The sequence below is a fragment of the Mycobacterium paraense genome, from assembly GCF_002101815.1.
GTDB classification, from domain to species: Bacteria; Actinomycetota; Actinomycetes; order Mycobacteriales; family Mycobacteriaceae; genus Mycobacterium; species Mycobacterium paraense.
Genome location: NZ_LQPM01000009.1, coordinates 1 through 23956 on the forward strand (window position 1 = coordinate 1; position 23956 = coordinate 23956).

Sequence of the window (23956 nt, forward strand, 5' to 3'; positions counted from 1 at the left end):
CGCCGACCCGCCGCCCACCGTCTGGGTGAAGTACCCGGTTCCCGGGGGCGGGGCGGCGCGGGGTTGTAGCACACGTTCGACGTGTGGTACGCCTCCACGTAGACCAGACAGTTCTGGCAGGACACCGGGTTTGCCCCGGCGCCGGCGCACGGGGCCGCCTGTGCCACACCGGGTGCGGCGCCGACCATCGAGAACGGGGCGATCGCGAGCGCGGCGGCCGCCGTCGCGATAACGCGCACCCCGTTCACTGGCAGACCTTCCCACACCCCCTTGGTTGTACATGCTAGCGACCTGACGGGACCCCCGACTTTCCTTGCCGGCCCGCGATCGGCCCTAGGATCGTCGACGTGTCAGCGACCGAACGCATCGAACTCACCCTGCTGGCGACCGGTCTGATCTTCATCGTGGCCGGGGCGGCGCAGGCCCGTTTCCGCTTCATCAAGGAGCGCCGGCCGGGTCGGCGGTTCTACTGGGCCACCTCGATCATCGGCATCGTCAGTTTCGCGGCGGGGGTGGGCAAAATCTGGCCCAACGCCGTCGCCGTCGCGGTCATCTTTTCGGCGGTCGTCGCCTTCTCGGCGTATCTGACGACGCCCTATCTCAAAATCGGCGGACGAATCTATGCGTCGTCGCCGGAAAATCGTCAGCCCGATCCCTGAGGAAACAATGCCGACCGCTGATTTCCAGACCCTGCTCTATACGACGTCCGGCCCGGTCGCCACGATCACGCTGAACCGCCCCGAGCAGCTCAACACCATCGTCCCGCCCATGCCGGACGAGATCGAGGCCGCCGTCGGGCTGGCCGAGCGCGACGACGACATCAAGGTGATCGTGCTGCGCGGCGCGGGCCGCGCCTTCTCCGGCGGCTACGACTTCGGCGGCGGCTTCCAGCAGTGGGGCGAGGCGATGAACACCGACGGGCGCTGGGACCCGGGCAAGGACTTCGCGATGGTCACCGCCCGCGAGACCGGCCCGACCCAGAAATTCATGGCCATCTGGCGCGCATCCAAACCGGTGATCGCGCAGGTGCACGGCTGGTGTGTCGGCGGGGCCAGCGATTACGCGCTGTGCGCCGACCTGGTGATCGCCAGCGAGGACGCGGTGATCGGCACCCCCTACAGCCGGATGTGGGGCGCCTACCTGACCGGCATGTGGCTCTACCGGCTGAGCCTGGCCAAGGTGAAGTGGCACTCGCTGACCGGCCGGCCGCTGACCGGCGTGCAGGCCGCCGAGGTCGAGCTGATCAACGAGGCGGTGCCGTTCGAGCGCCTCGAGGCCCGCGTCGCCGAGGTCGCCGCCGAGCTGGCCAGGATCCCGTTGTCGCAGCTGCGGGCGCAGAAGCTGATCGTCAACCAGGCCTACGAGAACATGGGCCTGGCGTCCACCCAGACGCTGGGCGGCATCCTCGACGGCCTGATGCGCAACACGCCTGACGCGCTCGATTTCATCGAGACCGCCCAGACGTGGGGCGTGCGGGCGGCGGTCGAGCGGCGCGACGGCCCGTTCGGCGACTACAGCCAGGCCCCGCCGGAGCTGCGGCCCGACCCCAGCCACATCATCGTGCCTGATCGCGACGGATAGTGAGATGGCCTACGAATGTGCCCCCGGCGCCCCCACCGGGGCGCTGAAAGTGCTACGGTAACGACTATGTCTCGGCTGAGTTCCGGCCTGCGTGCAGGCGTCGCTTTTTTTGCTTTCCTGGTAGCCCTGGGCATCGCGGCTACGACCTTCCCGAAGACGGCGGCGGCCGACTCCACGGAAGACTTCCCGGTCCCCCGCCGGCAGATCGCCACCACCTGCGACGCCGAGCAGTATCTGGCGGCCGTCAGGGACACCAGCCCGGTGTACTACCAGCGGTACATGATCGACTTCAACAACCACGCCAACCTGCAACAGGCAGTGATCGACAAGGCGCACTGGTTCTACTCGCTGTCGCCGGAGGAGCGCCGGAACTACTCCGAAAACTTCTACAATGGCGACCCGCTGACCTTCGCCTGGGTCAATCACATGAAGATCTTCTTCAACAACAAGGGCGTTGTCGCCAAGGCCACCGACGTGTGCAACCAATATCCGCCCGGCGATATGTCGGTGTGGAACTGGTCTTAGATCGACCCTGGTCTTTATTGGCCATCGAGTTTAGACTCTGCGACTGTCGGGAATCGCTTTTTTCCCCGTAGTTTGGGGACAAATCAATAGTTCTTGACTGGTATTCGCACTCGTGCAGACGCCAGTCCGTGCGCGACCAGAGTCAACCAGGACTTACACCATGCCCATGCCGGGATGCTGCGCCCCAGCGAGGACGCGATGAGCGTCGTAGACCCCCAGTCCGACGCGCTCGCGGCCCTCGACTGGCTCGAGATCACCTGCCAATCCGAGGCCGGGTGCACGAACAGGGCGACGCACATCGTGTACCGGCACGCCGTGGACCAATGCAACCGGCCGAACCTCGACCCGTCGGGCAACGTCGTGGAGATCCTGTGCATCGGTTGCGTGCGCCGGCTCAAGGCCCAGGTGCTGCAGCAGGTGGACCGGATCAACCGCTGCCCGGGCGGCTACTGCCTGACCTGCGGGGCGCCGGTGCACAAGCTCAGCGACGTCATGCGCAAGATGGTGCAGCTGCGCACCTACGCCTGACCTCTTTTCAGTAGTGCGGGGCGCTGGCCCCGCGACAGTTCCCCCACGTTACGCACGTGATATGCGTTACACTTCAGGGCGCGAGGGGAAGAAGTCAACGGTCCCGTCCAGGCAAGAAACGGCCATGATTTACTTAGGTAAGCCTTGGCTGCGCTGGTGCCCCGGGATCGGTGCGCCGGGCGGACGGGCGCTGCGCGGCGATCCGCCCAACAGAAGTGCCCAACCGCTGAAAGGGATTCCAGATTTTCAAGGTGCTGTCCCGAACGTGGATCCCCCTGGTCATCCTGGCGGTGGTGGTGATCAGTGGGTTCATCGTGTACCGCGTGCACGGCTACTTCGGTTCGGAAAAGCGCGAATCCTATGCCGACAGCAACCTGCAAAATCCAAAGCCGTTCAACCCGAAGCGAATCGCCTATGAGGTGTTCGGCCCGCCCGGAACAACCGCGGACATCAGCTATTTCGACGTCAACGGCGACCCGCAACGCGTCGACGGCGCGCCATTGCCGTGGTCGCTGCGCATCACCACCGACAAGGCCGCCGTGATGGGCAACCTCATGGCGCGCGCCAGCGGCGACAGCGTCGGCTGCCGCATCACGGTGGACGACGTGGTCAAGGCCGAACGAATCTCCAACGAGGTGCACGCCTACACCTTCTGCGTGGTGAAGTCCGCGTGACCACGCAACAGTTCGCCAACACCCACGCCGAACGACCGTTCATCGCAAGAGCGATCCACACCTTCGCGGTACCGATCATCCTGTTCTGGGTCGGGATCGCCATCGCCCTCAGCCTGTTCGTCCCGTCGCTGGAAGTGGTCGGCCAGGAGCGGTCGGTGTCGCTGAGCCCCAGCGACGCACCGTCATTCGTGGCGATGAAACACATCGGCCGTGCGTTCAACGAGGGCGAGACCGACAGCTCGGCGATGATCGTGCTGGAGGGCAACCAGCCCCTCGGCGACGACGCCCACAAGTTCTACGACGCGATGATCCGCAGGCTGCGCGACGACAGGACGCACGTGCTGAGCGTCCAGGACTTCTGGGGCGATCCCCTCACGGCCGCGGGCGCGCAGAGCAACGACGGCAAAGCCGCGACGGTCCAGGTGAACCTCGCCGGCAACCAGGGCGAGCCGCTCGCCAACGAATCCGTCGAGGCCGTCCGCAAGATCGTGAACAGCGTGCCCCCGCCGCCGGGGGTCAAGGTCTACGTCACCGGGGTGGCGGCGCTCGCCGCGGACCTGCACCACAGCGGCGACAAATCCATGCTCCGGATCACGATGACGACGGTCGCGGTGATCCTGATCATGTTGCTCTTCGTCTACCGCTCGATCATCACCGTGATCCTCCTGCTGGTCACCGTCGGCTTCGAATTGACCGGAGCGCGTGGAGCGGTCGCGCTGCTGGGGCACTTCGGACTGCTGGGACTCTCCACCTTCGCGGTGTCACTGCTTACTTCGCTGGCGATCGCGGCCGGCACGGACTACGGCATCTTCATCGTCGGTCGCTACCAGGAGGCCCGCCAGGCCGGCGAAGACAGGGAATCCGCGTTCTACACCATGTATCGGGGGACGGCGCACGTCATCCTGGGCTCCGGTCTGACGATCGCCGGGGCGACGTTCTGCCTCCACTTCGCCCGGATGCCGTACTTCCAAACCCTCGGCATTCCTTGTGCGGTCGGGATGTTGACCGCGGTGGCGATCGCGCTGACGCTCGGCCCGGCGGTGCTGACGGTGGGCAGCCGGTTCGGCGTGTTCGACCCCAAGCGCAAGATCGGGGTGCGCGGCTGGCGACGGATCGGTACCGCGGTGGTGCGCTGGCCGCTGCCGATCCTGGCCGTCACGTTTGCCGTCGCCCTCGTCGGCCTGCTCACGCTGCCCGGCTATAAGGCCAACTACAACGACCGCGAATATCTGCCGAAGTCCATCCCCGCCAACGAGGGCCTGACGGCCGCGGATCGCCACTTCTCCCAGGCCCGGATGAAGCCGGAAATCCTGATGATCGAGTCGAACCACGACATGCGCAATCCGGCCGACTTTCTGGTCCTCGACAGGCTGGCCAAGGGCATCTTCCGCGTCCCGGGCATCTCCCGCGTCCAGGCGATCACCCGGCCCGACGGGACGACGATGGACCACACGTCCATCCCGTTCCAGATGAGCATGCAGAGCGCCGGTCAGATGCAGAGCATGAAATACCAGCGCGACCAGATGGACAACATGCTCAAGCAGGCCGACGAGATGACCAAGACCATCGCCAACATGCAACGCATGTACGACCTGATGACCCAGCTGGTCGCCACCACCCACCGCATGGTCGGCGACACCGTCGAGATGCAGCAGATCACCAACGAGCTACGCGACCGCATCGCCGACTTCGACGACTTCTGGCGACCGATCCGCAGCTACTTCTATTGGGAGAGGCACTGTTTCGACATTCCGATCTGCTGGTCGATCCGGCAGATCTTCGACGCGCTGGACGGCGTGGATCAGATCACCGACAAACTGAACACGCTCGTCGGTGACATCAAGGACCTCGATCGGCTGATGCCGCAGATGGTCGCCCAGTTCCCGCCGATGATCCAGACCATGGAGAACATGCGCACGATGATGCTCGACATGCACAGCACGATGTCGGGGATCTTCGCCCAGATGGACGAAATGAGCGACAACGCAACGGCGATGGGCCACGCCTTCGACGCCGCCAAGAACGACGACTCGTTCTACCTGCCGCCAGAGGTGTTCAAGAACAAGGACTTCAAGCGCGCGATGAACAACTTCCTGTCGCCGGATGGGCACGCGGCGCGCTTCATCATCCTGCACCGCGGCGACCCCGCGTCGGCCGAGGGCATCGCGAGCATCGACAAGATCCGCACCGCGGCCGAGGAGTCGACCAAGGGAACGCCTTTGGAGGACTCGAAGTTCTATCTGGCCGGAACGGGCGCCGTCTTCAAGGACATCTCCGAAGGGGCCCAGTGGGATCTGGTGATCGCGGGGATTTCCTCGCTGTGCCTGATCTTCATCATCATGCTGATCCTCACCCGCGCCCTGGTCGCCGCCGCCGTCATCGTGGGTACGGTGGCGATTTCCCTGGGCGCTTCCTTCGGGCTGTCCGTCCTTTTCTGGCAGCACATCCTGGGCATCCAACTGCACTGGATCGTGCTCGCGATGTCGGTGATCGTGCTGTTGGCCGTGGGTTCCGACTACAACCTGCTGTTGGTCTCCCGGTTCAAGCAGGAGATTCACGCCGGCCTGAACACCGGCATCATCCGCTCGATGGGCGGCACCGGCAAGGTGGTCACCAACGCGGGCCTGGTGTTTGCGTTCACGATGGCGTCCATGGTCGTCAGCGACGTGCGGATGGTCGGCCAGGTGGGCACCACCATCGGGCTGGGCCTGCTGTTCGACACGCTAATCGTGCGCGCGTTCATGACGCCGTCCATCGCCGCGCTGCTGGGGCGCTGGTTCTGGTGGCCGATCCGGGTGCGCTCCCGCCCGGCCAGGGTGGTGTCGCGGCCCGTCGAGCCGCGTTCCCTCGCCTACACCGACTGACCGCCGATCGGCTCCGAATAGCTGTTATGGCAACGATCGCGCTCATCGGCTTCCTCGGCGGCCTCATCACCGGCATCTCGCCGTGCATCCTGCCGGTGCTGCCGGTGGTGTTCTTCTCCGGCTTGAACAGCACCCGCGCCGCAAGGCCGTACCTGGTGATCGCCGGTTTGGTCTGCAGCTTCAGCGTGGTCACCCTGGCCGGTTCGGCCCTGCTGTCGGCGCTGCACCTGCCGCAGGACGCCATCCGCTGGGCCGCCCTGGTGACGTTGACCCTCATCGGCCTCGGGTTGATCTTCCCGCCCCTGCAACATCTCATCGAGCGGCCGTTCGCCCGCCTCCCGCAGCGTGAAATGGGTTCGGGCCGCACGGGTTTCGGGCTCGGCCTGACGCTGGGCGCGCTGTACGTGCCGTGCGCGGGCCCGGTGCTGGCCGCCATCGTCGTCGCCGGCGGGACGGCGCGCATCGGCCCGCCGATCCTGGTGCTGACCGCGGCGTTCGCGGTCGGCGCCGCCCTGCCGCTGCTGGTTTTCGCGCTGGCCGGGCGGCGCATCGCCGAGCGCGTTGCGGCCTTCCGCCGTCGGCAGCGCGCGATCCAGGTCACCGGCGGGATCGCGATGATCCTGCTGGCGGTGGCGCTGGTGTTCAACCTGCCCGCCGTGCTGCAGCGCGCCGTCCCCGACTACACGGCGGCCATGCAGAAAGGCATCGGCGCCAACAACATTCGGCAGAAGCTGAACGCCAGCGGCACCTCCCGGGGGCAGCTGGCCGACTGCACCGATGCTCTTGGCGGGACTGCGGCGTTGCAGCAGTGCGGTCCGGCACCCGCCATCACCGGGATCACCGGCTGGCTCAACACCCCGGGCGGCGCCCCGATCGACCTGGCCTCGCTGCGCGGCAAGGTGGTCCTGGTCGACTTCTGGGCATACTCCTGCATCAACTGCCAGCGCGCGATCCCGCACGTGGTCGATTGGTACCACCGGTATCGCGACGACGGCTTCGTCGCCATCGGGGTGCACACCCCGGAGTACGCGTTCGAACGGGTCCCCGCCAACGTGGCCAGCGGCGCCGCCGCGCTGCACATCGGCTATCCCGTCGCGCTGGACAACGACTACGCGACGTGGAACAGCTACCAGAACCTGTACTGGCCCGCCGAATACCTCATCGACGCCAACGGGACGGTGCGCCACACCAAGTTCGGCGAGGGCGACTACGACGGCACGGAACGGCTGATCCGCCAATTGCTGACCGACGCCAACCCGAACGTCAGGCTGCCCGGCGCCGGCGGCACGGTCGACGCCACCCCGCACACCCGGCTCACCCCCGAGACGTACTTGGGCGCCGGCAAGGCCGTCAACTACGGCGGCGGCGGCGAATACCAGCCCGGCACAGCCACGTTCGCCTATCCGGCCACGCTGCCCGACGACCGGTTCGCCCTGCGCGGCCGGTGGGCCCTGGACGACCAGGGCGCCACGGCCGACAGCGACGACGCCGCCATCCGGCTGAACTACACCGGCAAGGACGTCTACGTCGTCGTCGGCGGCACCGGCACCATCACCGTGACCAGGGGCGGCCGCACGACCGCGACGCCCATCGGCGGCCCCCCGACCCTGCACCAGATCGCCGGCGCCGACCCGGGGGACACCGCGCGCCGCGATCAGCTCGACATGCAGGTCGGCAAGGGCCTGCAAGTGTTTTCGTTCACGTTCGGCTGAGCAGACCATGTCCTCGACCACGGCCGACTCCGGCTTCGACGCGATGAAGGGCGATAGGCTACCGCTCGATGAGCAACGAGCTCGACGCCCTGCTGCGCCGGGTGGCGCGCGGGGACAGCGCCGCCTTCGCCACGGTCTACGACCTCACCAAGGCCCGGGTGTACGGACTCGTGACGCGGGTGGTGCGCGACCCGGGCTACAGCGAGGAAACCACCCAGGAGGTCTACCTGGAGGTGTGGCGCAGCGCGGCGCAGTACGACCCCGCCAGGGGGTCGGCCCTGGCCTGGCTGCTGACCATGGCGCACCGGCGGGCCGTGGACCGGGTGCGGGCCGAGCAGGCGGGCAGCAATCGGGAAGCCCGCTACGGCGCGGCCAGCGCCGAAACCGCCGGCACGATAGCCCAAGATCCAGTCGCCGACTCGGCGATCGCCGGCGACGAGCGTCGCCGCGTGGCGCACTGCCTGGACGCGTTGAGCGATGCGCAGCGGCAGTGCATCGAGCTGGCCTACTACCAGGGGCTGACCTACAGCGAGGTGTCGCAGCGGCTGGCCGCCAACCTGTCGACGATCAAGTCCCGCATCCGCGACGCGCTGCGGGGCCTGCGTAACTGCCTGGACGTGCCATGACCGAACCGACCGATTTCGAACTGCTTGAGCTCGCCACCCCGTACGCCCTGCACGCCTTGTCGGACGCGGAACGCGCCGAGGTCGAGCGGCGGGTGGCCGCCGCGCCGGCGCCGGTGGCGGCGGCCTTCGGCGACGAGGTCCGCGCCGTCCGCGAGACGATGGCGGTCGTGTCGGCGGCCACGGCGGCCGAGCCACCGGCACGCCTGCGGGCGGCCACACTGGCCGCCGCGAGGCCCGACAATGTCCGTCAGATGGCTTGGCGCAGAACGGTTTTGGCGTCCACGGCGGCGGCCGTCGTGGTGGGTGCCGCGGCGTTCGGCGTCGGGGTGCTGATGCGTCCGCCGGCCAAGCCGACGATGGCCGAGCAGGTCCTGGCCGCCCCGGACGTGCAGACGGTGTCGCGGCCGTTGGCCAACGGCACCGCCACGGTGATGTTCTCCCGCGACCGCAACGCGGCCGTGCTGGTGATGAACAACGTGCCGCCGCCCTCGCCGGGGACCGTGTATCAGATGTGGCTGATCGGGAGCAACGGCCCCACGTCGGCGGGCACCATGGGCGCCGCGGCCGTGTTGCCGTCGACGAAAGACATGCTCACCAACATCGGAACCTCGACGGCGCTGGCGTTCACCGTCGAACCCGGCAGCGGGTCGCCGCGGCCCACCACCCCGATCCTGGCCGAGCTGCCGCTGAGCTAGGCCTTCTTGGCGAGGCCGCCCAGGATCGCGACGAGCACGCCCAGCCCCACCAGCGCGGCGCCGGCCACCAGCGTCACGTCCAGCCAATGGCGCAGGCCGGCCTCGGCGTGGGCGACCATCACCTCGGCGACCTGGCGGATGTCGCCGGTGGTGCGGTTGAGCGCGTCGTCGACGTAGCGGCGGCCCACCTCGATGCCCGCCCATCCCGCCGCGCCGACCAGCAGCGCCGAGACCCCGAGGCTGCTCAGGGCCTTGCCGCGGCGGCGCGCGGCGGCCAGCGTCAGCAGCGCGAACAGGCCGCTCAGCGCCGCCGCGCCGGCGCTGACCCACGGGCCCCAGGCCGCCAGCCGGCTCAGCTTGCCCTCCCGCAGCGACGGCGGCATCGACACCGCGACCGGGATCGTCAGGTCCGCGGGCACCGTGACGTTGTGGCTGCTCAACACCTGCCGGAACGAGCCGTCGTTGAGCATCGGGGCCACATCGATGACCCACTGGTTGCCGCTGTGGCCCGGCGGGGGGTCGGTGAACAACCAGGCGTGGGCGGCCCGGTTGGCCCGGGCGAACAGCGGCGGGAACGAGGGGCCCGCCGTGAAGCCGCTGGCGACGTCGTGCACCTGCGCGCCGTCCACCGGGTGCCGCGCCGCGCCGCGCTCGGCGATGAGCGCCATCGCCCGCGTGGTGAGTTCGCCCGCCATGGCCGACTGCAGGGCGCGGTCGCCCGCGGCCCGCTGCGCGAGCGCGGCGTAGCCGTCCTCGCTGACGACGTTGCGCTGTGCCCAGCCCGCGGGAACCGTGACGGCCAGCGCAACCGTGGTGGCCAGCCACAACGCCACGGTTGCCGCGAATCGCACGCCCTAGAACCTACTGAATCCCCCGCACGTACGCGGCCTGGCCGAGGTGCTGGGCGCAGTCGTCGATGATGCTCACCAGCCGCGCGCCGGCCGTGACGGGCGGATCCCAGTTGGTGTCGACGACGCGGCCCAGCTCATCGGCGGTCACGCTGGCGATGTATTCGAGGGTCAGCTTGTGCACCGCGTGGTAGTAGCCGCTCAGCAGCTCGGCGGGGGCCTTCACCTTCGCCACCTCGTCGGGGCCGTGCCCGTAGCCGGTGTCGTTGCGCGGCAGGTCCAACCCGAACCGGTCCACCCAGCCGTCGCGGGTCCACACCTGCTCCACGCCGGCCACGTGGGCCAGCTGGATGTCCTGCACCCGGGCGCTGTGCCAGATCAGCCAGGCGATGCTGTTGGCGCTCGGGGCCGGGCGGTAGTTGGACACCTCGTCGGTCAGCCCGTCGGCGAGCTCGTCGACGTGTTCGATCAACCGGGTGAACGCGTCGCGAAGCAGTTCCTGAGTTGCAGCGTCAGCGTTGGCCATGCCACCGACATTACGGGCCGCCGTGGAAGACCGCTTCGACGTTGTTGCCGTCCGGATCGCGGACGAAGGCCCCGAAGTAGCCGGGGTGATATTCGGGCCAGAGCCGCGGCTCGTGTAGCGATTCGGCGCCCAGCCGCACGGCCGTCTGGTGGAACGCGCGCACCGCGCCCTCGTCGGCGGCCTCGAACGCGAGGTGCGTTTCGCGGGCGGCACCCATGCCCGACCCGTCGGCGATCCAGAACGACGGTTTGCCGTCGCGGCCGTACCCGATGGCGCGGCCGAAATCCATTTGCCGCGAGAACCCCAGTACCCCCAGCACGTTGTCGTAAAAACTCTGCGATTTCGGATAGTCGGCGCAATTGATTCCGATGTGGTCGATCACGGAAGAGGTCCTGGCACGACGCACCGGCGCGGTCGTAGATTATTTAGATGACCTACGACCTCATCATCCGCAATGGCACCATCGTCGACGGGCTGGGCGGTGAGCCGTACGTCGGCGACGTCGCGGTGCGAGACGGCGTGATCGAGGCGGTCGGATCCGTGAACGGCGACGGCGCCCGCCGCGAGATCGACGCCACCGGCCTGCTGGTCACGCCCGGCTTCGTCGACCTGCACACCCACTACGACGGCCAGGCCATCTGGTCGGAGCGGCTGACCCCGTCGTCGGCGCACGGGGTGACCACGGTGGTGGTGGGCAACTGCGGCGTCGGCTTCGCACCGTGCCGCCAGTCCGACCACGACGTGCTCGTCGACGTGATGGCCGGGGTCGAGGACATTCCCGGCGTCGTGATGACCGACGGCCTGCCGTGGAACTGGGAGACCTTTCCCGAATACATGGACGCGCTGGATGCCGGCAAACGCGACATCGACGTGGCGGCCTACCTGCCGCACTCGCCGCTGCGGGTGTACGTGATGGGTCAGCGCGGCGCCGACCGCGAGCCGGCCACCGCCGAGGACCTCGCGAAGATGCGGGCGCTGGCCAAGGAGGCGATGGAGGTCGGCGCGCTGGGCTTCGCGTCGTCGCGGCTGACCATCCACAAGACCGAAAGCGGTTCGCCGATACCGAGTTACGACGCCGCCCGCGAGGAGATCGAAGAGATCGCCAAGGGCGTCGTGGACGCCGGCGGCGGGCTGCTGCAATTCGTGCCGGACATTCCCGCCGGCGGCTACCAGCCCGTCCTGCAGACGGTGTTCGATGTGGCCGAGGACCTGGACCTGCCCGTCACCTTCACCCTCGTCGTCGCCAATTCCGGCGACCCGACGTGGGAGGACGCCATCACGATGATCGAGAAGGCCAATGCAAATTCGGGGGCCGGTGGGGCACAATTTACCGCGCAGCTGCTGCCGCGCCCGATCGGGCTGATCATCGGGCTGCAGCTGAGCGCCAACCCGTTCGTGCTGTACCCCAGCTACCGCGAGATCGCGCACCTGCCGCTGGCCGAGCGCGTGGCCGAGATGCGCAAGCCGGAGGTCCGCGCCCGGATCCTGGCCGACAAGCCCGGCGTCGGGCACCCGATCCTGTACGTGGCGCAGATGTGGGACTGGATCTACCCGTTGGGCGACGAGCCGAACTACGAGCCGGACCCGTCGACCAGCATCGGCGCCCGCGCCCGGGCCCGCGGGGTGGATCCGATGGAGGAGGCCTACGACCGGCTGCTCGACGACGACGGCCGCGCCATGCTGTTGGTCGCGACCAGCAACCTGCAGAACAACTCGCTGGACACCGTCGGGAAGTTGCTGCACCGCGACGACGTGGTGCTCGGGCTCGGCGACGGCGGCGCCCACTACGGGATGATTTGCGACGCCAGCTACACGACGTACTTCCTGGCGCATTGGGCGCGCGATCGCAAGTCCGGCAGGTTCACCGTCGCCGAGGCCGTCCGCGAGCTCACCTCCGTGCCGGCCCGGGTGGCCGGGCTGGGCGACCGCGGCCGCATCGCCCCCGGGTACAAGGCCGACCTCAACGTCATCGACCACGGCGCCCTGCGGCTGCACAAGCCGGTGATCCGGCACGACCTGCCCGCCGGCGGGCGGCGCCTGGACCAGACCGCCGACGGATATGTGACAACGATCGTTTCCGGGGAAATAATTGCTGAAAATGGCGTTCCGACCGACGCGCGTCCAGGCAAGTTGGTCCGCGGCCGAAAGCCTTTGCCTGTACCTGGTCGATAACGCCACGAAGGGCCCCCCTTCCCGGTTAAGTTGGGTCAGTGACGAGCCCGCATTTTGCGTGGTTGCCGCCTGAAATCAACTCGGCACTAATTTTTGCCGGGCCGGGTGCGGCGCCGCTGCTTGCTGCGGCCGAAGCCTGGGACGGGTTGGCCGAGGACCTGGCGACGTCTGCGTCGTCGTTCTTCTCGGTGACCTCGGATCTGGCCAACGGGTCGTGGCAGGGCGCGTCGGCGGCGGCGATGATGGCCGTCGCGACCCAGTACGTGGGCTGGCTGAGCGCGGCCGCGGCGCAGGCCGAGGCGGCATCGAGCCAGGCCGCGGCCATCGCGGCCGCCTTCGAGTCGGCGGTCGCGGCCACCGTGCAGCCCGCGGTGGTGGCCGCGAACCGCGCCCTGGTGAAGGCGCTGGCGTCCACGAACTGGTTCGGATTCAACCTGCCGGCGATCATGGACACCGAGGCCGCCTACGAGGCGATGTGGGCGGCCGACGTGGCCGCGATGTTCGGTTACCACGCCGACGCGTCGGCGGCGGCCGCGCAGTTGGCGCCCTGGCAGCAGGTCCTGCAAAAAATCGGTTTCACCTTCAACAACGGCAAAATTGGTTTCGGTCCACTTTCGATGGGCAATTCGAACGTCGGTTACGGAAACAGCGGCAGCTTAAATGTCGGCTCCGGAAATTCGGGGAACAACAACTTGGGGTTGGGAAACCTCGGTAATAACAACTTTGGCTTTGGCAACAGCGGTAACAACGACTTCGGTATCGGGCTGACCGGCAACAACCAGATCGGCTTCGGCGGCTTCAACTCCGGCACCGGCAACATCGGCTTCTTCAACTCCGGCAGCAATAACATCGGCTTCTTCAACTCCGGCACCGGAAACTTCGGCATCGGAAACTCGGGCGTGTCCAACACCGGCCTCTTGAACTCGGGGTCGGTCAACGCGGGCTTTTTCAACAGCGGCAACGCCAACACGGGCTTTTTCATGGACGGCAACCTGGCCAGCCACAGCGCCCAGGACGCCGTGCTCAACTCCGGCATGACCGGCGGCGTCGGGGCGGCCAACCTCAGCTCCAGCCTGCTGAACTCGGCCGCGACCACGGGCGGCCTCAACGCGGGCCTGTCCAACGCGGCGATGCTCAACCCGGCCAGCGCCGCCATCGCCGCCCCGGGCGACACGAGCGTCCTTTCCGGCGGCATGCAAGCGGGTGCCGCGAACGCCGTCGCGGGCGCGGCGAGCGGCCCCACCCCCACCCCGCCGGCGCTGCGGACCACCACGGCACCCGCCGGCTTCTTCGCGGCCAGCGGCGCCGAGGAGGGGATGCGGAACCTGCCCGGCCGGGAGTCCGGCATACCCAACTCGAACTTCTTCAACAAGGCCGACCGCCCGCCCGGCGCGCCCGAGCCGGGCATCGGGGAGCCGGTGCTACCCGACTAGCCGCCTAGTCTTAGACCATGCGCACGAAAAAGAAGGTGGACCTCGAGCGGCTGGCCGCCGCCCTCCCGGACTTTCCGTTTGCATACCTGATCACGGTCGGCGACGACTATCGCGCCCACACCGTCACCGTCGAGCCCCGGTTGCGCGAGGCCACCCTCGACGTCGGCCTGATCGGCGGGCGCACGCGGGAGAACCTGGCCCGGCGCGGCGACGTCACCCTGCTGTGGCCCCCGCGCGAACCCGGCGGCTACTCGCTGATCGTCGACGGCAAGGCCGAGGTGACGGAGTCGGCCGACGAGACCGTCCGCCTGGGCGTCGTGCCGGAGCGCGCGCTGCTGCACCGCGAGGCCGACTCCCCCAGCGCCGCCAAGGGGTGCCTGCACGACTGCGTGGTGTTCTCGCATTAGTTTCCCGCGCCGAACGTGCAACCAGGGCGGAAAATTCGGCGAAATCCCGCCCTGAGGGCACGCTCGGCGAATACGAAAAAGCCCGGCCCCCAAAGGGACCGGGCTTTTCGTTGACTTTCTAGAAGTCCATGCCGCCCATGCCGCCGGTCGGGTCGCCCGCGGGAGCGGCCGCCTTCTCCGGCTTGTCGGCGACGACGGCCTCGGTCGTCAGGAACAGCCCGGCGATGGACGCCGCGTTCTGCAGCGCCGAGCGGGTGACCTTGACCGGGTCGGCAACGCCGGCCTTGAGCAGGTCCTCGTACTCACCGGTCGCGGCGTTCAGGCCGGTGCCGGCGGGCGAGTTGCTGACCTTCTCGGCGACAACGCCGGGCTCCAGCCCGGAGTTGAAGGCGATCTGCTTCAGCGGGGCCGACAGCGCGACGCGCACGATGTTGGCACCGGTCGCCTCGTCGCCGGTGAGCTTCAGCTCGTCCAGGGACGGGGAGGCGTGCAGCAGGGCCACGCCACCGCCGGCGACGATGCCCTCCTCGACCGCCGCCTTGGCGTTGCGAACGGCGTCCTCGATGCGGTGCTTGCGCTCCTTGAGCTCGACCTCGGTGGCCGCGCCGGCCTTGATCACCGCAACACCGCCGGCCAGCTTGGCCAGGCGCTCCTGCAGCTTCTCGCGGTCGTAGTCGGAGTCGCTGTTCTCGATCTCCTGGCGGATCTGGGCCACGCGCCCGGCGATGGCGTCGGAGTCACCGGCGCCCTCGACGATGGTGGTCTCGTCCTTGGTGACGACGACCTTGCGGGCCTTGCCGAGCAGCGCGACGTCGGCGCTCTCCAGCGACAGGCCGACCTCCTCGCTGATCACCTGGCCGCCGGTGAGGATCGCCATGTCCTGCAGCATCGCCTTGCGGCGGTCGCCGAAGCCGGGGGCCTTGACCGCCACCGACTTGAACGTGCCGCGGATCTTGTTGACGACCAGGGTGGACAGCGCCTCGCCCTCGACGTCCTCGGCGATGATCAGGAGCGGCTTGCCGGCCTGGATGACCTTCTCCAGCAGCGGCAGCAGGTCCTTGACCGTCGACACCTTGGAGCTGACCAGCAGGATGTAGGGGTCCTCGAGGACCGCTTCCTGACGCTCGGCGTCGGTGACGAAGTAGCCCGAGATGTAGCCCTTGTCGAACCGCATGCCCTCGGTGAGCTCGAGCTGCAGGCCGAAGGTGTTGGACTCCTCGACGGTGATGACGCCCTCGTTGCCGACCTTGTCCATCGCCTCGGCGATCAGGTCGCCGATCGACTGGTCGCCCGCGGAAATCGCGGCGGTGGCCGCGATCTGGTCCTTGGTCTCGACCTCCTTGGCCGACTTCAGCAGGGTCTCGGTGACCTTCTCGACGGCCTTCTCGATGCCGCGCTTCAGGCCGAGCGGGTTGGCGCCGGCCGCGACGTTGCGCAGGCCCTCGCGCACCAGCGCCTGGGCCAGCACCGTGGCCGTCGTCGTGCCGTCACCGGCCACGTCGTCGGTCTTCTTGGCGACTTCCTTGACCAGCTCGGCGCCGATCTTCTCGTACGGGTCCTCCAGCTCGATCTCCTTGGCGATGGACACACCATCGTTGGTGATCGTGGGGGCACCCCACTTCTTCTCCAGTACGACGTTGCGGCCCTTGGGACCCAACGTCACCTTTACCGCGTCGGCGAGGGCGTTCAGGCCCCGCTCGAGGCCGCGACGGGCCTCTTCGTCGTACGCAATTGTCTTGGCCATTGCGAAGTGATTCCTCCGGATTGGGAATGAAACTGGGGCCACCGGGTGGCGACGACCCCATTACTTACGCTGGCCGGGTGCAGTGCCCGCGACGGACGACCTAGCTGGTCTCACCGTCCCGACCTAGCACTCGCCAGTCGCGAGTGCCAACGTCATTCTTAGCACTCGCCTATGCCGAGTGCAAGAACGGGTCACCCCTTATCGCGGGTTATCGCGCAGCGCGTAATCCGTCGATGACGACGTCGGTCACCCGCTCGGCCAGCGCCGAGTCGTAGGCCTCCATCGCCTGGCAGCCGACCAGGATCGTCTTGAGATCCCGCATGTCGATGTCGCGCCGCGCGGTGCCCGCTTCCTGCGCGGCCCGCAGCAGCTCGCCGAGCAAGGCCTTGAAGGCGTCCTCGGCCTCGGGCGCGGCGCAGGCGATGTCGATCCCCAGCCCCGCCAGCGCGTCGACCAGGCCGCGGTCCGTCGCGCCCCAGTGCAGCACCATCGAGCGCAGGAAGCTGAACAGCGCCTCGCCGGGCCCGGCCGATTCGAGCAGGGCGCGCCCGTCGTCGACCAGGTGGCCCATCCGGTCCTCGATGACGGCCTGAAACAGCGCCTCCTTCGTCGGGAAGTGACGGTAGACCGTGCCCGCGCCGACGCCGGCCCGCCGCGCGATCTCGTCGATGGGCACCGCCAGGCCCTCGGCCGCGAAGGTCTCGTAGGCGACGTCCAGGACGCGCGCGCGGTTGCGCGCCGCGTCGGCGCGCAGCGGCCGGGCCGGGTGCGCCATCTGTTCACCACCTATCGGTTGACAAAGCGGGGCGTGCGTTCCGTATAGTGACGATCAACCGGAGCGCTCGCCCCGTTTACTCTACAAGTTCAAGGAGCCCGTCATGGCCAAGTGGACCACCGCGGACATTCCCGATCAGACCGGTCGCGTCGCCGTCATCACCGGAGCCAACACCGGCCTCGGCTACGAGACCGCGCTGGCGCTCGCCGACCACGGCGCCCACGTGGTGCTGGCCGTGCGCAACCTCGACAAGGGCAAGGACGCGGCGGCCCGGATCACCGCGGCGAGCCCGCAGGCGGACGTCGCGCTCCAGGAGCTCGACCTGACGTCGCTGGACTCCATCCGCGCGGCGGCCGAGCAGCTGCGCTCCGCGCACGACCGCATCGACCTGCTGATCAACAACGCGGGCGTGATGTGGACGCCGAAGTCCACCACCAAGGACGGCTTCGAGCTGCAATTCGGCACCAACCATCTGGGCCACTTCGCCCTCACCGGGCTGCTGCTGGACCGGCTGCTGCCCGTCGCCGGCTCGAGGGTCGTGACCGTCAGCAGCCTGGGCCACCGCATCCGTGCCGACATCCACTTCGACGACCTGCAGTGGGAACACGGCTACAGCCGCGTGGGCGCCTACGGGCAGTCGAAGCTGGCCAACCTGCTGTTCACCTACGAACTGCAGCGCCGGCTCGCGCCGCACGGCACGACGATCGCCGCGGCCGCGCACCCGGGCGGCTCGCGCACCGAGCTGACCCGCAACCTGCCGCCGCTGGTGGCGCGCATCACCCCGCTGATCGAGCCGTTGTTCCAGGGCGCCGACATGGGCGCCCTGCCGACGCTGCGCGCCGCGACGGACCCCGGCGTGCTGGGCGGCCAGTACTACGGCCCGGACGGGTTCGCCGAGCAACGCGGCTACCCGAAACTCGTTGGCTCCAGCGAGAAGTCGCACGACGTCGCCACGCAGCGCCGGCTGTGGGCGGTCTCCGAGGAGCTCACCGGCGTGGTCTACCCCTTCGACTGACGCCCGCCTAGGGCAGGTCGAGCAGTTGCTCGTAGAACCCGCCGAAGCCGCGGACCCGGTCGACCAGGTGGATTTCGAGGATCCAGTGGCAGCTGCGACCGGTCGGGTCGCTGCGCCGCATCGGCCTGTCCGAGCCGGGCATGATGTACCACTCGACTCCGGTGCCGGCGATCTTCTTGTGCGGAAACTCGCCCACCAGATGGCCGGCGATGTGGCTGCCCCACTGGAAGCCCTCGGCGCGGGCCACATCGACGACGTACTCGAACAGCTGCGCGCCGGTGACGTCGGGGTGATCGTTGAAATAGCCGCGCCCGGCCTCCCACACCCGCGGCAGCGCGTCGCGCAGGGCCACCTTGTTCGGATCGTCGCCCAGCACGAACGTGCGCCCGAAGTCGGCCTCCCATTCCTCGAAGATGGGCCCCAGGTCGAGGTAGGCGATGTCGTCGGCGGCAATCGCCCTGTCGGGAGGGTGATCCTTGAAGGGCCGCAGCGTGTTCTCGCCGGCCCGCACGATCCGACGATGCCAGTGCCGGGTCACCCCGAACATGTCCGCGGCCAGGCGGGCGATCTCGTCGGACAACTCCTGCTCGCGGACGCCGGGGCGAATCATGTCGGACCGTTCGATCTCCGCGAACAGCTGTGCGGCCTTGGCCTGGGCCTCGAGAAGCCGTGCTGCGCGCAGCTGTTCGTCAGCGGCCCCCACACCGGCGATGGTAACTGGCAGGCTGGGCATATGTCCCTCGCCGTTCCGCCCTACCCACCGCCCCGCTACACCAAGGACGAGCCGGAGGTCAGCGCGTGGCTCAAGCGCGCCGACGCGCCGCCCGATTACGAAACCTTCGGGACCGAGTACCACTACCTGGCCAACCAGCAGGCCACCGACGGCGACTACGGCCTGTACCGCGTCGACATCGCCCCGGCCGGCGGCGGGCCCCCGGCCCACTTCCACCGGGCGATGTCCGAGGCGTTCTTCGTCCTGTCCGGGACGATGAAGCTCTACGACGGCAACGACTGGGTCGACGGGCACCCCGGCGATTTCCTCTACGTCCCGCCCGGCGGCGTGCACGGCTTCCGCAACGAGGCCGACGAACCGGCATCGGTCCTGATGCTGTTCGCCCCCGGGGCGCCGCGGGAGGCCTACTTCGAGGGCTTCGGGGCGCTGGCCGACATGACCGACGACGAACGCCGGGAATGGTTCATCCGCCACGACAACTACTGGGTGCAGTAGTCGGTTAACGCTGGGCGAACTTTCGGTGCCGCGCACCGATGTTCGGCGCCGGCGCGACGTAGGGTTTGGCCGTGCAGGTCAGGTCGAAGCGCGCGGCGGCGTGGTTGCGGATGAAGGTCGAGACGGCGTACAGCGCCCCGGTGCGGACCGCCGAGCGGGTCAAACGGCCGAGGCGCCCCGGCCTCAGGCCGGTGCCCACCGCATCCGCCCGGGTCCGCGGGCGGCGGCTGCGGCCCCTGACCGGTCACCGGCCGAAGCGGTAGTCGCCGTCGACCAGTTCGCGGGTGCGTTCGTAGAACGTCCGCCCGCTGTACGGCAATTGCGTGACGACCTTGCCGCTGGGATGCCGGAAGTAGTTGTCGCACGCGAGCCACACCTTGCCCGCCATCGCGGCCTGGAGCTCGTCGTTGTAGCGGCGCTGCGCGTCCGCGGTGACCTCGATCGTGCGCGCGCCGCGGGCCCCCATCACGTCGAGGATGTGGCGGACGAACGTGGTCTGGGCCTCGTGGATGTACAGGATCGAGTTGACGCCGTTGGTGTTCGGGCCGTACAGCGTGAAGAAGTTCGGATAGCCCGCGATCAGCGTGCCGAGGTGGGCCTCGGCGCCGCCGCTCCAGTCGTCGCGTAGGTGGCGTCCCCCGGTCCCGTAGACGTCGATGCTCGACAGGTAGTCGGCGGCCTTGAATCCGGTGCCGTAGATGACGGTGTCGACGCGGTGCTCGACGCCGTCGGCGGTGCGCACCCCGCGCTCGGTCAGCTCGGCGATCGCGGTCGTCTCCAGCGTGACGTTGGGCAACGCGAACGTGGGGTACCACTCGCGCGACATCAGCGGCCGCTTGCAGCCGGCGGGATAGTCCGGCGTCAGCTTCGCGCGCAGCTCGGGGTCGGCCACCTTGCGCCGCAGGTAGCTGCGCGCGAGCTCGGTCGCCTCGCGCGTCTGCGCGGCGTCGACGTCGAAGCTCGACGATTCGTAGGCATCGAAGGCCTCGTCGCGCAGTTTGCGCGCCATCTCGGGGTGGCGTTCGAACTCCTCGTGCTGCTCGGCGGTGAACGGGAAGTCGAAGCGCGGGGCGATCCAGATCGGGGTGCGCTGAAACACCGTGAGGTGCGCGGTTTTTGGTGCGATCGCGGGCACGTACTGGACGGCGCTGGCGCCGGTGCCGATGGACGCGACCCGCTCCCCCTCCGTCGGCCTGCTGTGATCCCAACGCGACGAATGGAATTGGCGACCGCGGAACCGGCGCGCCCCGGGGATGTCCGGAACGTGGGGCACGTCGAGCATCCCGACGGCGCTGACCACGACGTCGAAGTCGTGCCCCGCGCCGTCGTCGGTCGTCAGCGTCCACCGCCGCCGCTCGTCCGACCACCGCACCGTCGCGATCGCGGTGTGGGGCCGCAGGTGCGGGCCCAGCCCGTGATCGGCGGCGACCTTTTCCAGATACGCCAGGATCTCGGGCTGGTTCGCGTAGGTCTTGCTCCAGCGCGGGTTGGGCGCAAAGGAATACGAGTACAGGTGCGACGGGACGTCGCAGGCCGCGCCCGGAAAGGTGTTGTGCCGCCAGGTCCCGCCGAACCCGTCCGCGCGGTCGAAGATGGTGAAGTCGTAGCCGCCCTGGGCCAGCTGGATGCCCATTGCGATGCCCCCGGCACCGCCGCCGATGATCCCGACGCGCGGCTTTAACCCCATTGCGCGAAGTACGGTCGCTCGGGGCGGCTCTTCTCCACGAGGATGAACACCACGCCCCACGGGTCGACGAACCAGCTGGTGCGGACCCGCGCGACGTCCGCGACCCCGCTGACCAGAAACCGCACTCCCCTGCTCTGAAGCTCCGCGCGGGTGGCGTCGAGGTCCTCACAGATCAGCCCGACGTGCGACAGCCCGTGATCGGTCAGGGCCCGGTCGCCGTCGCCGCCGTCGACGTTGAGGTATTCGATCACCTCCAGCACCCGGTCGCCGTCGTCGCCGAAGCCGACGATGGCCGCCTTCATGCTCGGGTCGGACACCAGCTCCCCCATGTCCTCGCGAATGGCATTACCGCTCATGACATAGGGCGGCGAGAGCACACGCAGGCCCAACACGTCGCGATAGAACGCCACCGCGGCCTCGCAATCGGGAACGCACACCCCGGCGTGGGCCAACCCGGTAATCACGTTCTCAACCTTACGTCGGCGAGGCACGGATCGGGGAGGGCCGATAATGGCCGGGTGCGGTCAGTCGAAGAGCATCAGCGAGTCGTAGCGGAGATGATCCGCGCCCGCCCATCGGTAGCGGTCGCGCTGGCGCAGGCCCAGGGGCTGGCGCTGGCCGACGACGTCGTCGCCCGGTTGGCGCTGCCGGTCTTCGACAACTCCGCGATGGACGGCTACGCGGTGCGCGCCGAGGACGTCGCGGACGCCACCCCCGACCACCCGGTGGTGTTGGAAGTCGCCGAGGACATCCCGGCCGGGCGCACCGACGAGCTGACCCTGCGGCCGAAGACCGCGCACCGGATCATGACCGGCGCGCCGGTGCCGGCCGGCACGACGGCCGTCGTGCCCGTCGAGGACACCGACGGCGGGGTGGACTCGGTGGCGATCCACCAGCCCCGCCCGGCCGGCGCGCACATCCGCCGGGCGGGCGAGGACGTCGCGCCCGGCACCACGGTGCTGCGCCGGGGCCAGGTGGTGACGCCGGCGGTGCTCGGGCTGGCGGCGGCGCTGGGCATGGCGGAGCTGCCGGTGATTCCGCGCCAGCGGGTGCTGGTGATGTCCACCGGCTCGGAGCTGGTGTCGCCGGGCGAGGCGCTGCGGCCCGGGCAGATCTACGAGTCCAACTCGATCATGCTGGCCGGCGCCGTCCGCGAGGCCGGCGCCGAGGTGATCGCGGTCGCGACCGCCGAAGACGATGTCGCGCAATTCAGTTCGATCCTCGACCGGTACGCCGCCCCTGAAAATCAAGTCGACCTGATCATCACCAGCGGCGGCGTCAGCGCCGGCGCGTACGAGGTCGTCAAGGACGCGTTCGGCCGCGAGGGTATTCAAGGGGACCAGGGGGTGGAATTCGTCAAGGTGGCGATGCAGCCCGGCATGCCGCAGGGCATCGGGCGGGTGGCCGGCGCGACGATCGTCACCCTGCCCGGCAACCCGGTCAGCGCGCTGGTGTCCTTCGAGGTGTTCATCCGCCCCGCGCTGCGCCGCGCGATGGGCCTGCCGGATCCGGACCGGCCGCACCGCCCCGCGGTGCTCGCCGAATCGCTGACCTCGCCGCGCGGCAAGCGCCAGTTTCGCCGCGCGATCCTCGACCGCGAGTCCGGCAGCGTCACCAGCTACGGCCCGCCGGCGTCCCACCACTTGCGGTGGCTGGCGTCGGCCAACGCGCTGCTGGACATCCCCGAGGACGTCGTCGAGGTGTCCGAGGGGACCGAGCTGCTGGTCTGGGACCTCAGCTGAGGCTGGTCGAAGGCGCGGCTGCAGCGGATCGCGACGCCGGCTGCGGCGAGCATCACCGGGATGGTGACCAGCGCCCCGGCCAGCCCGACCCGGCCGGCCAGATGGCCGATCAGCGGCGGGCCGAGCAGGTAGCCCACCCACCCGGTCGCGGCGACGAGCGCGATCGCCGAGCCGGCGCCGCTCGCCGAGTAGGCGGCGCTGAACGCGGTGGGCACCAGCAGCGCCACCCCCGCCCCCAGGGCGGCGAATCCGATGACGCTGACGACCGGATTGGCGGTCGCGAGCGTGACGGCCATGGCGACCGCGGCGAACAGCGCGAGCACCGGCAGCAGCACCCGGGCCGAAACGCGGGCGTGCAGCCGCACCGCGCCGAACCGCGTGACGACCATCGCACACGTGTAGGCGGCATAGCTGCACGCCGCGATGCCGGGCCCCGCGCCGACCACGTCGCGCAGGTAGGTGGCCGACCAGTCGGTGGCGGCACCCTCGCACAGGAACGACGAAAACGCCACGGCCGCAAGCACTCCCACGGCCGGCGTCATCCAGGGCCGCCGGCGCAGGCCGGGCTCGGGCCCGGCCGCCTCGTCGGCGATCAGGCGCCGGGTCAGCGCCTCCACCGCGACCACGACCACGACGCCGAGGACCGCCAGCTGCGGCAGCAGGCCGACGCCCGCGCCGACGCACGCCGCGCCGATCAGGGCTCCGGCCAGCGCACCGACGCTCCACATGCCGTGGAACCGGGACATGATGGGCGCCCGGGCCAGCCGCTCGACCGCGGCGGCCTGGGTGTTCATCGCGACGTCCAGCGCCCCCTGGAAGAACCCCCACAACGCCAGCGCCGCGAACAGCCACGCCCCCGACCGGGCCAGCCCGACCGTCGCGCCCGCGGCGGCGTATCCGGCCAGCGTGACGCGAACCAGCCGGGGGCTGCCCCAGCGCGGCAGCGCCCAGTGGCTCAGCAGCGTGGCGGCCACCGACCCCACCGGGGCGCCGAACAACGCCGTGCCCAGCGCGGCGTCGGACAACCCCAGCTCGGCCTTGACCCGCGGTATGTGGGCGGCCCACGACGAAAACAGCACCGAGTGGGCGATGAAGGCGGCGGTGACCCCGATCTTCGCGCGGCGCAGCCGCGTCGCCCAGCCGTCATCTGAATGCATTTGCAACCAATCGTTCC

General features: G+C 69.1%; 24 protein-coding genes and 2 pseudogenes. 15 read left to right on the forward strand and 11 right to left on the reverse strand.

The features are described from left to right. Positions 1 to 248: pseudogene (locus AWB89_RS27740) on the reverse strand (hypothetical protein); the annotation flags it as partial. Between the two features lie 99 nt (positions 249 to 347). Between AWB89_RS27740 and AWB89_RS08180 the strand changes: the two are divergent. From AWB89_RS08180 to AWB89_RS08220, 9 genes are all read left to right on the forward strand, one after another. Then, positions 348 to 659 carry a hypothetical protein gene (locus tag AWB89_RS08180; protein WP_085092857.1) on the forward strand — a complete coding sequence of 104 codons (312 nt, stop codon included), beginning with the start codon at positions 348 to 350 and terminating at the stop codon, positions 657 to 659. 7 nt (positions 660 to 666) lie between these two features. Next, the gene (locus tag AWB89_RS08185) at positions 667 to 1581 is read left to right on the forward strand and encodes a crotonase/enoyl-CoA hydratase family protein (RefSeq protein ID WP_085092859.1); all 915 of its coding nucleotides are present in this window, start codon (positions 667 to 669) and stop codon (positions 1579 to 1581) included. Positions 1582 to 1647: 66 nt separating this feature from the next. Next, entirely contained in the window at positions 1648 to 2106 is a 459-nt protein-coding gene (locus AWB89_RS08190) for a DUF5078 domain-containing protein (protein WP_085092861.1), read from the forward strand. A gap of 198 nt (positions 2107 to 2304) precedes the next feature. Further along, positions 2305 to 2634: a hypothetical protein gene (locus AWB89_RS08195; protein ID WP_077099777.1), complete on the forward strand. Its 330-nt coding sequence runs from the start codon at positions 2305 to 2307 to the stop codon at positions 2632 to 2634. Positions 2635 to 2885: 251 nt separating this feature from the next. Next, on the forward strand, positions 2886 to 3308 hold the full coding sequence (locus tag AWB89_RS08200) for an MmpS family transport accessory protein (protein ID WP_085092863.1): 423 nt from the start codon (positions 2886 to 2888) through the stop codon (positions 3306 to 3308). Next, positions 3305 to 6172 (forward strand): MMPL/RND family transporter, encoded by a 2868-nt coding sequence (locus AWB89_RS08205; RefSeq protein ID WP_085092865.1) that lies wholly within the window; start codon positions 3305 to 3307, stop codon positions 6170 to 6172. Before AWB89_RS08200 ends, AWB89_RS08205 begins: the two co-directional genes overlap by 4 nt. 26 nt (positions 6173 to 6198) lie before the next feature. Next, positions 6199 to 7884, forward strand: a complete 1686-nt coding sequence (locus AWB89_RS08210) for a cytochrome c biogenesis protein DipZ (protein ID WP_085092867.1) — start codon at positions 6199 to 6201, stop codon at positions 7882 to 7884. A gap of 68 nt (positions 7885 to 7952) precedes the next feature. Then, positions 7953 to 8510 (forward strand): ECF RNA polymerase sigma factor SigK, encoded by a 558-nt coding sequence (gene sigK / locus AWB89_RS08215; RefSeq protein WP_085092869.1) that lies wholly within the window; start codon positions 7953 to 7955, stop codon positions 8508 to 8510. Beyond that, positions 8507 to 9205: an anti-sigma factor gene (locus tag AWB89_RS08220; RefSeq protein WP_085172765.1), complete on the forward strand. Its 699-nt coding sequence runs from the start codon at positions 8507 to 8509 to the stop codon at positions 9203 to 9205. Before sigK ends, AWB89_RS08220 begins: the two co-directional genes overlap by 4 nt. On the opposite strand, the gene AWB89_RS08225 is transcribed toward AWB89_RS08220, so the two are convergent. From AWB89_RS08225 to AWB89_RS08235, 3 genes are read right to left on the reverse strand one after another with little or no spacing between them, the layout of a single operon-like run. After that, complete coding sequence (locus tag AWB89_RS08225) at positions 9202 to 10056, reverse strand: hypothetical protein (RefSeq protein WP_085172767.1); 855 nt, start codon at positions 10054 to 10056, stop codon at positions 9202 to 9204. The two genes, AWB89_RS08220 and AWB89_RS08225, sit on opposite strands and share 4 nt — an antisense overlap. A gap of 10 nt (positions 10057 to 10066) precedes the next feature. Then, on the reverse strand, positions 10067 to 10579 hold the full coding sequence (locus AWB89_RS08230; protein WP_085092875.1) for a mycothiol transferase: 513 nt from the start codon (positions 10577 to 10579) through the stop codon (positions 10067 to 10069). A 10-nt stretch (positions 10580 to 10589) separates the two neighbouring features. Then, complete coding sequence (locus AWB89_RS08235; RefSeq protein WP_085092877.1) at positions 10590 to 10961, reverse strand: VOC family protein; 372 nt, start codon at positions 10959 to 10961, stop codon at positions 10590 to 10592. A gap of 47 nt (positions 10962 to 11008) precedes the next feature. On the opposite strand from AWB89_RS08235, the gene AWB89_RS08240 reads away from it, so the two are divergent. The 3 genes from AWB89_RS08240 to AWB89_RS08250 are packed head-to-tail and all read left to right on the forward strand — an operon-like array spanning position 11009 to position 14591. Further along, positions 11009 to 12751: an N-acyl-D-amino-acid deacylase family protein gene (locus AWB89_RS08240; RefSeq protein WP_085092879.1), complete on the forward strand. Its 1743-nt coding sequence runs from the start codon at positions 11009 to 11011 to the stop codon at positions 12749 to 12751. Positions 12752 to 12789: 38 nt separating this feature from the next. Continuing rightward, positions 12790 to 14184, forward strand: coding sequence for a PPE family protein (locus tag AWB89_RS08245; protein WP_085092881.1), 1395 nt, complete (start codon positions 12790 to 12792; stop codon positions 14182 to 14184). 17 nt (positions 14185 to 14201) lie between these two features. Further along, complete coding sequence (locus tag AWB89_RS08250; protein ID WP_085172769.1) at positions 14202 to 14591, forward strand: hypothetical protein; 390 nt, start codon at positions 14202 to 14204, stop codon at positions 14589 to 14591. A gap of 118 nt (positions 14592 to 14709) precedes the next feature. On the opposite strand, the gene groL is transcribed toward AWB89_RS08250, so the two are convergent. Beyond that, entirely contained in the window at positions 14710 to 16335 is a 1626-nt protein-coding gene (gene groL / locus AWB89_RS08255) for a chaperonin GroEL (protein WP_068237228.1), read from the reverse strand. A 208-nt stretch (positions 16336 to 16543) separates the two neighbouring features. Beyond that, on the reverse strand, positions 16544 to 17110 hold the full coding sequence (locus AWB89_RS08260; protein WP_085092885.1) for a TetR/AcrR family transcriptional regulator: 567 nt from the start codon (positions 17108 to 17110) through the stop codon (positions 16544 to 16546). Between the two features lie 103 nt (positions 17111 to 17213). On the opposite strand from AWB89_RS08260, the gene AWB89_RS08265 reads away from it, so the two are divergent. Then, positions 17214 to 18125, forward strand: coding sequence for an SDR family NAD(P)-dependent oxidoreductase (locus tag AWB89_RS08265; protein ID WP_085172771.1), 912 nt, complete (start codon positions 17214 to 17216; stop codon positions 18123 to 18125). A gap of 7 nt (positions 18126 to 18132) precedes the next feature. Here the strand turns inward: AWB89_RS08265 and AWB89_RS08270 are convergent, their stop codons facing one another. Then, the gene (locus AWB89_RS08270; protein ID WP_085172773.1) at positions 18133 to 18858 is read right to left on the reverse strand and encodes a M24 family metallopeptidase; all 726 of its coding nucleotides are present in this window, start codon (positions 18856 to 18858) and stop codon (positions 18133 to 18135) included. On the opposite strand from AWB89_RS08270, the gene AWB89_RS08275 reads away from it, so the two are divergent. Then, positions 18859 to 19353 carry a cupin domain-containing protein gene (locus AWB89_RS08275; protein ID WP_085092891.1) on the forward strand — a complete coding sequence of 165 codons (495 nt, stop codon included), beginning with the start codon at positions 18859 to 18861 and terminating at the stop codon, positions 19351 to 19353. Between the two features lie 4 nt (positions 19354 to 19357). Here the strand turns inward: AWB89_RS08275 and AWB89_RS26955 are convergent, their stop codons facing one another. From AWB89_RS26955 to AWB89_RS08285, 3 genes are read right to left on the reverse strand one after another with little or no spacing between them, the layout of a single operon-like run. Then, on the reverse strand, positions 19358 to 19552 hold the full coding sequence (locus AWB89_RS26955) for a hypothetical protein (RefSeq protein WP_139830433.1): 195 nt from the start codon (positions 19550 to 19552) through the stop codon (positions 19358 to 19360). 45 nt (positions 19553 to 19597) lie between these two features. Beyond that, positions 19598 to 21040, reverse strand: coding sequence for a flavin-containing monooxygenase (locus tag AWB89_RS08280; RefSeq protein WP_085172775.1), 1443 nt, complete (start codon positions 21038 to 21040; stop codon positions 19598 to 19600). Further along, positions 21031 to 21504 carry a VOC family protein gene (locus AWB89_RS08285; RefSeq protein ID WP_085172777.1) on the reverse strand — a complete coding sequence of 158 codons (474 nt, stop codon included), beginning with the start codon at positions 21502 to 21504 and terminating at the stop codon, positions 21031 to 21033. The genes AWB89_RS08280 and AWB89_RS08285 overlap by 10 nt, the downstream gene beginning before the upstream one ends. Before the next feature lie 54 nt (positions 21505 to 21558). Between AWB89_RS08285 and moeA the strand changes: the two genes are divergently transcribed. Then, positions 21559 to 22782, forward strand: a complete 1224-nt coding sequence (moeA, locus tag AWB89_RS27905) for a molybdopterin molybdotransferase MoeA (RefSeq protein WP_085172779.1) — start codon at positions 21559 to 21561, stop codon at positions 22780 to 22782. 2 nt (positions 22783 to 22784) lie between these two features. On the opposite strand, the pseudogene AWB89_RS08295 reads toward moeA, so the two are convergent. Next, a pseudogene (locus tag AWB89_RS08295) lies at positions 22785 to 23939 on the reverse strand (MFS transporter); the annotation flags it as partial. Between the last annotated feature and the right edge of the window lie 17 nt (positions 23940 to 23956).